The 6,537-nt window shown below is 61.4% G+C and carries 6 protein-coding genes; 2 read left to right on the top strand and 4 right to left on the bottom strand.

All coding sequences use genetic code 11. The features are described from left to right. Nucleotides 1-269: 269 nt before the first annotated feature. Together PQR67_RS13165 and PQR67_RS13160 are read right to left on the bottom strand one after the other, a co-directional pair. Complete coding sequence (locus tag PQR67_RS13165; RefSeq protein ID WP_408459305.1) at nucleotides 270-1,055, bottom strand: alpha/beta hydrolase; 786 nt, start codon at nucleotides 1,053-1,055, stop codon at nucleotides 270-272. A gap of 181 nt (nucleotides 1,056-1,236) precedes the next feature. Beyond that, a complete protein-coding gene (locus PQR67_RS13160) occupies nucleotides 1,237-1,941 on the bottom strand; it encodes a response regulator (RefSeq protein WP_408459303.1) in 705 nt (234 codons plus the stop codon). 277 nt (nucleotides 1,942-2,218) lie between these two features. On the opposite strand from PQR67_RS13160, the gene PQR67_RS13155 reads away from it, so the two are divergent. Next, on the top strand, nucleotides 2,219-3,223 hold the full coding sequence (locus PQR67_RS13155) for a DUF535 family protein (RefSeq protein ID WP_408459300.1): 1,005 nt from the start codon (nucleotides 2,219-2,221) through the stop codon (nucleotides 3,221-3,223). Between the two features lie 248 nt (nucleotides 3,224-3,471). Beyond that, nucleotides 3,472-3,852, top strand: a complete 381-nt coding sequence (locus tag PQR67_RS13150; protein ID WP_408459297.1) for a DUF2917 domain-containing protein — start codon at nucleotides 3,472-3,474, stop codon at nucleotides 3,850-3,852. Nucleotides 3,853-3,948: 96 nt separating this feature from the next. On the opposite strand, the gene PQR67_RS13145 is transcribed toward PQR67_RS13150, so the two are convergent. Beyond that, complete coding sequence (locus tag PQR67_RS13145) at nucleotides 3,949-4,521, bottom strand: hypothetical protein (RefSeq protein ID WP_408459294.1); 573 nt, start codon at nucleotides 4,519-4,521, stop codon at nucleotides 3,949-3,951. Nucleotides 4,522-5,075: 554 nt separating this feature from the next. After that, nucleotides 5,076-6,278 (bottom strand): 3-oxoadipyl-CoA thiolase, encoded by a 1,203-nt coding sequence (gene pcaF, locus PQR67_RS13140; protein WP_408459291.1) that lies wholly within the window; start codon nucleotides 6,276-6,278, stop codon nucleotides 5,076-5,078. Nucleotides 6,279-6,537 lie beyond the last annotated feature (259 nt).

The following is a 6,537-nucleotide window of genomic DNA, read 5'->3' as shown; positions in this document are numbered from 1 at the left end:
CGGCAAAGAAAGATAAGCAAAGAAAGCCGCTTTACACCGCTAGCTCTTAAGCGGGTCCCCTGGCTCGGAGGAGGTAGCGGTGCATCTGGAATCTGTGTCCTCGCACACTCCGCCCTGGTGACAAGGCACTCATACTTCCGGCGGCGCTGCGCGCGCCGTAGCCCTCTTCTTCGAACCTGTCGGCAGTTTAGCTTGGTTTGTTCGGGCCGCCACTTGCGGGTTGCCTCGCTCAGATCTGAGAGTTGTTCGGCCTGCGGTTTGCCCCGTCCCTACGCTCTCTGCACGAATGCCAAGGTTTGCTCCGCTACCCTTTCACGCTCGTTGTCCAGTGTGATCATGTGGTAACTGTCGGTCAAGCGCACGAAGGTCACCGCGCGGCTGCCCAGGTGCTCGCACACGAATTCCGCGGAGCGGATGCTCGTCACCTCGTCCTCCTCCGAATGCATCACCAGAGTCTCGCACGTTACGCGGCCCAAGGCGCGCTTCACCGCGAAACGCATCCAGTCCACCTGCTCGATCGCCGCCAACGGTACGTACGGATAGTGGATGCCGCTCCCCTTCTGCAAATGGCGGCGGATCAGGTTGCGAATGCGCGCGTTCTTGATGCCGAACGGCTCGCCCTCGGGCACGCGAATCAGGCGGCGGAGCCCCGGGATGCAGTACATCAGATAGCGCAATGGACGCAAACGTGAACCGCCCCAGCCGTCAAGAAACAAGGGCGGCGAGAGCAAAATGAGGCGCCCCGTGGTCATGCGCTCGCGCGCGCTCAGCATCAATGCAAGCAACGCCCCCATCGAAATGCCCGCGACGTCCACCCGCTCATAACGAGCGGCCAACTCGCGGTACGTGCGGCTCAGCAGTTGCATGTAGTCGCTCAACGTCACCCGGCTCAACGCATCAGGGTTCGAGCCGTGACCCGGCAGCGACGGCAGATGCACGTCGCAACCGATCTGCTCGAACTTGCGATCGAGCGCGCCAAAATCATGGCGCGTGCCACCCAAGCCGTGAATCATCAACACGGCATGGCGGGAAAGTGGGGAAACGCGAGCGGACATCGCTAAGCCTGTGGTTGCACAAGCCTGCGATACTAATCATCTCCGCCTTACTTAACTGTCGATTTGCTACCGCATTTGTGGAGTTTTGTCGGTCGATATTTCGACGCATTACTCAGTCGAAACTTGACGCCGGCTTGCCGTAACTCCGCTCGCGCGCCAGCGGCAAGCGCTGCAAACGCCTTTAATCCCACGCCAGTTTGCTGAACTGGTAGCCCTTGCCACGGACCGTCTTGATGCGCTGCGGGGTGCCGGCGTCGTCGTGCAGTTTGCGGCGCAGCTTGGAAATGCCGCCGTCGATCGTGCGGTCGAGGCCGTCGAATTCGATCCCGCGCAGTTGTCGCATCAACTCGTCGCGGCTCACCACTTCGCCCGCGCAACTCACCAGCGCCCACAGCAAGTCGAATTCGGCCGATGTCAGATCGGGCAGGCTGCCGTCCGGAAGCTTGACCGTGCGGCTTGCACGGCTGATCTCGAACTTGCCGAAAATATAGCTCTCGGGTTGGGCGACCTCCGCCGGCCGCGCGCTCACGCGGCGCAGTTGCGCCTTGATGCGCGCCAGCAGCACGCGCGGCTCGACCGGCTTATGCACATAGTCGTCCGCGCCGAATTCGAGGCCCAGCACTTCGTCGAACTGCTCGTCGCGCGCGGTCACCATGATGATCACGCCGTCGAATTGCTCGCGCGCCTCGCGGCAAATCTGGAAACCGTCCTTGCCCGGCAGATTCACGTCGAGAATCACCAGATCCGGACGCCGCTTGAGAATGGCCGGCACGGCGTCGTTGCCGTGCAGCACGGTCTCGACTTCGTAGTCGTGTTTGCGCAGGTAACCGGCGACCAGCGCCGACAGGCGGTCATCGTCTTCGACAAGCAGGATCCGGAATGGCATGGGACGAATCGTTCAGGGCTAGTTGTTTCAGTAGCGGCGGGCAACGGCATAGCACGGTGCACGGCCAGCAAGCGACGGTGCCGCGCCGCGTACCCATCCGCACCACGCGGACCGGCCGGCCACGGCCGCACGAGCCGGCTCGACGCACAGCATAGCGGATGCGCCGTACATCTTGCGACACGCTAGACAAAACTCGACAAACACGCAAGCAATTCAACACGTATGCGCGATCCGCGCGACTAGCATCCGCTCGGTTGAAATAGCCAAAGGATTTGCCATGTCGACCGTTTCGAACGACGGGACCCGCGCCCGCTCGCCGTGGTTCGCGAGAGCCACTGCCTCCTTTGCGATCATTCAGCAAGCCGCCCATTCACTCTATCCCGGCACCAGCGTGTTTCACCGCTGGCGACGCATGCGCCTATGGCTGCGCTCGCTCATGTCGTGGCGCTCCACGCAGGTCTGGCTCAAACGCTGCGCCGTTGCGCCCTTGCACGATCTGGTGCAACGCCACCCCACCGCGCTTGAGCGCATGCATCGGCCGTTCCTTCATACCCGCTTCAGCCCGCGCGAACGCCTGATGGCGAGCCTCGATCATCACGCGCTGACGCAGCAACGCGTGCCGCAACTCGCCGCGCGTATCGCCGCGGTCGGCTCGGCGACGATCGCATCGTTCGGGGTGGGCGCCGAGCGCTGGTATGTGTCGCTCGAGTCGATCGAACAATTTCAGAAGGAAGGCGACTGGACCCTGTGCATCCGCGATGCGCGCGATCAACGCATCGTCTCCTGCACGTTCAGTCTCGCCTATCTCGGCGGCAAAGTGCGACGGCCACGTCTTTGCATCGGCTCCGTGCAGGGTCCGAACAATTCGATCAATGGCCGTGAACTGTTTCGCGCACTCACCAAACGCTGGTATGGATTGCGACCGAAAGTGCTGGTGATTTACCTCGCGCAGTGTGTCGCCGCCGCGCTCGATGCAGGCGGCACCTTCATCGTCTCGAAGCAGGCGCACATCTATGCCAACTGGCGTTACTGCCTGAGAAAACGTCGTGTGGCCGCGGACTACGATCGATTGTCGATGGAATGCGGAGCGCTCGCGCGCTGGAACGGCTGGTTCGTCCTTGCGCCGCCCGCTCGCTATCTGGCCGAACGTCAGGGCGACGATACCGGCAACGCAATGCGACGCAAGCGTTATGCATTGCGAAGCGCACTCGCCGCCCAGATTCGTCACAGCGTCACGGCGAGCAAGACAGATCGACGCCACGCACCTCGCTTTGTCGCCTGAATCCATTGCGATTTTTTTATTGACAACACCTGCGGCAAAACGGCACACTCGATCTCATGTTGACGCTCACCTCCATCCCGGTCGCGATTAAAAATCGAACAATGCATGCCATCATCGGCAGGCATTTGGGAGCACGTGCGCGTTAGCAGTCTGAATCTGCAAACAGGACCCAAAGGCCCCGCCGGTAACGGAAGGGGCCTTTTGTTTTGTGGGCGCCTCCGTCCGCCGGCTCGATGACGGAGAGCAAGATGGATCAGGCAAGCCCGCAATGCATGGATGACGACTCAAGTCTGTCTGCGTGTCGACAGAACGAATCCCTACCGAAGGTAGTGCTACATTTTTCCGTAGTGCCAGGCGCCACGCTGACATGGCGTGCCGATGCCGACAGCACGCTCAGCGTGCAGGGCGCGCGCCTATGGCTCACACGTATCAACTCGCCTTACGATCATTGGCTCGAACCGGGTAATGAGTTCCGGCTGCGCCGCGGCGAACGCGTATGGCTCAGCACGGACAGTGAACGCGCCGCGCGCGTGTCGTTGAGTTGCGCTCTGCCGGCGAGGCGTGGTCTCGTGAGGCGTTGGCTGGGGTGGCTCGCAGGATTGGGACTGGAAGCGCCGGCAGTTCGATAAGGCGCCCCGCCGCGCTTCGATGATCGAACTTTCGTACCGCGCAAAAGCAAACACCCCTGCACCGAGGGGTGTTTGCCGATCAGGCATGCCGGCTATTTATTGCGGCGTCACCTGCACGGCTGCTGCCGAAACGAATACCGCGTGAATCGTATCGCCGACCTTGACGCCCTTCAGATCGACGTCCGGCCCGACTTCGAGCGTTTGCGTCTGGTACGCGCCGCGCAGCGTGACGAGGCGCTTCTTGTGATCGATCTTCTGCACGGTGGCGAGCACCTCGATCTGACGCGCGGATTCAAAGCCGCCGGAGGCCGGGGCGTACACCTGCGTATCGACGCGTGCACGAATGCCCTTGTCCGCGCCGGTGACCTTATCAGCCTTCACCAGCAACGCATTCTTGTACAGCACGTCCACCCGGTCACCAACGTTCAGTTGATCGAAACCGGCGACTTGCTGGCTCACCAGCACGACCAGCACGTTGCCGCCTGGCCCTTTGAGCGTGAGCGTGCGGGTGCCCGGATCGATACCCACGATCTGCGCTTTCACGTGCACCGGTTGCACCGCGCTGACGATGCCTTGCGCGGCACTGGCCATTGCGTCCTGCGCCCATGCCGGTTGCGCTGCGGCGAAAGCCGCCACCATTAACGCTGCTCCAATCGTCGCTGCCTTCATTAACGCTCTCCTCGAAAAATTATCCGATCTGGCGCTATGGCGATCTGAAACCGCAGGATGCCGATTAACGCCAGGAATGCATACAGTTTCAGGATTTCACTTATCAAAGCGGTGCGGCGCAATGATTGTACATGCCTTACAAGAAGCTCCGGATATTTATATCGTGATTTTCAAATCAGCGGGCGGCATGATGCGAAATGCCGTAGCACGGCGTCCCTGCGGCCTCTCGCCGGTTGACAGCATCGTTTTTATCCTGTCAGCCATTCATATGCGATGGCAATGCATAATATGCGTAAAGCATTAAACGCATACTGCATGGCGATCCGATTCGCCATTATTTTTTTATCGACGCCATTCGTCACAATGCAATCTAAATCCGCCATTTACATCGATTAAACACGCATTCAATTACCGGTGCGTCCATGCGCCGCACAAAATAAAACAGCCCCAACGCCGGAGCAAAGGGGCTGTTCATGATGCGGCCCGCGCGGTGCTATGCGGGCGGCCTCAATGCTAAAGACTCTGCGGCGCCTGCCCGCACAAACGCCAAACCGTTACACACGTTCAATAGCGATCGCGATGCCTTGACCGACGCCGATACACATCGTGCACAGCGCAAAACGGCCTTGTGTGCGATGCAGTTGATACATCGCGGTGGTCACCAGACGCGCGCCGCTCATGCCGAGCGGGTGGCCGAGCGCGATCGCGCCGCCGTTGGGATTCACGCGTGCGTCGTCGTCCGCGACACCGAGCGCGCGCAGCACGGCAATACCTTGCGAGGCGAATGCTTCATTCAGTTCGATCACGTCGAACTGGTCGATGGTCATGTTCAGGCGAGCCAGCAACTTCTGCGTGGCAGGCGCCGGGCCGATGCCCATCACGCGCGGCGCGACGCCGGCCGTTGCGATACCCAGCACACGCGCACGCGGCGTAAGACCGAAGCGTTTTGCCGTTGCTTCGTTGGCGAGCAGCAAAGCCGCCGCGCCGTCGTTCACGCCCGAAGCATTGCCAGCCGTCACCGTGCCGTCCGCCCGCACCACGCCCTTCAGTTTGGCGAGCGCTTCAAGACTGGTTTCGCGTGGGTGTTCGTCCTGTAACACGGTGATCGGATCGCCCTTCTTCTGCGCGATCGTCACGCCGACGATTTCCTGTGCGAGTGTGCCGTCGCGTTGCGCGCGCGCGGCTTTCTGCTGACTGCGCAGCGCAAATGCATCCTGATCGGCGCGGCTGATCTTGTAGTCGGTCGCGACGTTTTCGCCGGTCTCGGGCATCGAATCGACGCCGTACATCTGCTTCATCAGCGGGTTCACGAAACGCCAGCCGATCGTCGTGTCGAAGATATTGGCCTCGCGTGAAAACGCGCTGGTCGCCTTGCCCGTCACGAACGGCGCGCGGCTCATGCTTTCGACACCGCCGGCCAGCATCAACGCGGCCTCGCCCGACTTGATCGCACGCGCGGCAATGCCCACGGCGTCCATACCCGACCCGCACAGGCGGTTCACCGTGGAGCCCGGCAAGCCTTGCGGCAAACCGGCCAGCAACAGCGACATGCGCGCGACGTTGCGGTTGTCTTCACCGGCCTGGTTCGCGCAGCCATAGATCACGTCGTCGATCGCGTTCCAGTCGACGTCTTTATTGCGCTCCATCAGCGCTTTGAGCGGCACCGCGCCTAGGTCGTCGGCGCGAACCGACGACAGCGAACCCGCATAGCGGCCGATCGGGGTGCGAATCGCGTCGCACAGGAATGCTTCGGTCATGTGATGTCTCCAGTTGGTGTGCTGCGTGTGCTGTGCTGCCGGCCATACCCGTTAGCGGCGCCTGGCAGAATGACAACCCGGCGCGAGCCGGCTGCTGCGCGGTATCGACCCGGCGAGTGCAATGGGAAACGGCCGCATGGCAGCCGTCGCGTCAATTCAGCTTAGCGCAGGATAGTAAACGATGGGGCCGGGGTGACGGTCATTTGTTCTTTATACGAACACACGGTCATATATCGAACAACTAGACACGATAATAGGC

Origin of the sequence: Paraburkholderia fungorum (assembly GCF_046026025.1) — a bacterium.
In the GTDB taxonomy this organism is placed as follows: domain Bacteria; phylum Pseudomonadota; class Gammaproteobacteria; order Burkholderiales; family Burkholderiaceae; genus Paraburkholderia; species Paraburkholderia fungorum_E.
Note: the sequence above shows the minus strand (reverse complement) of the source record. Positions and strands in the feature narration are given on the sequence as shown.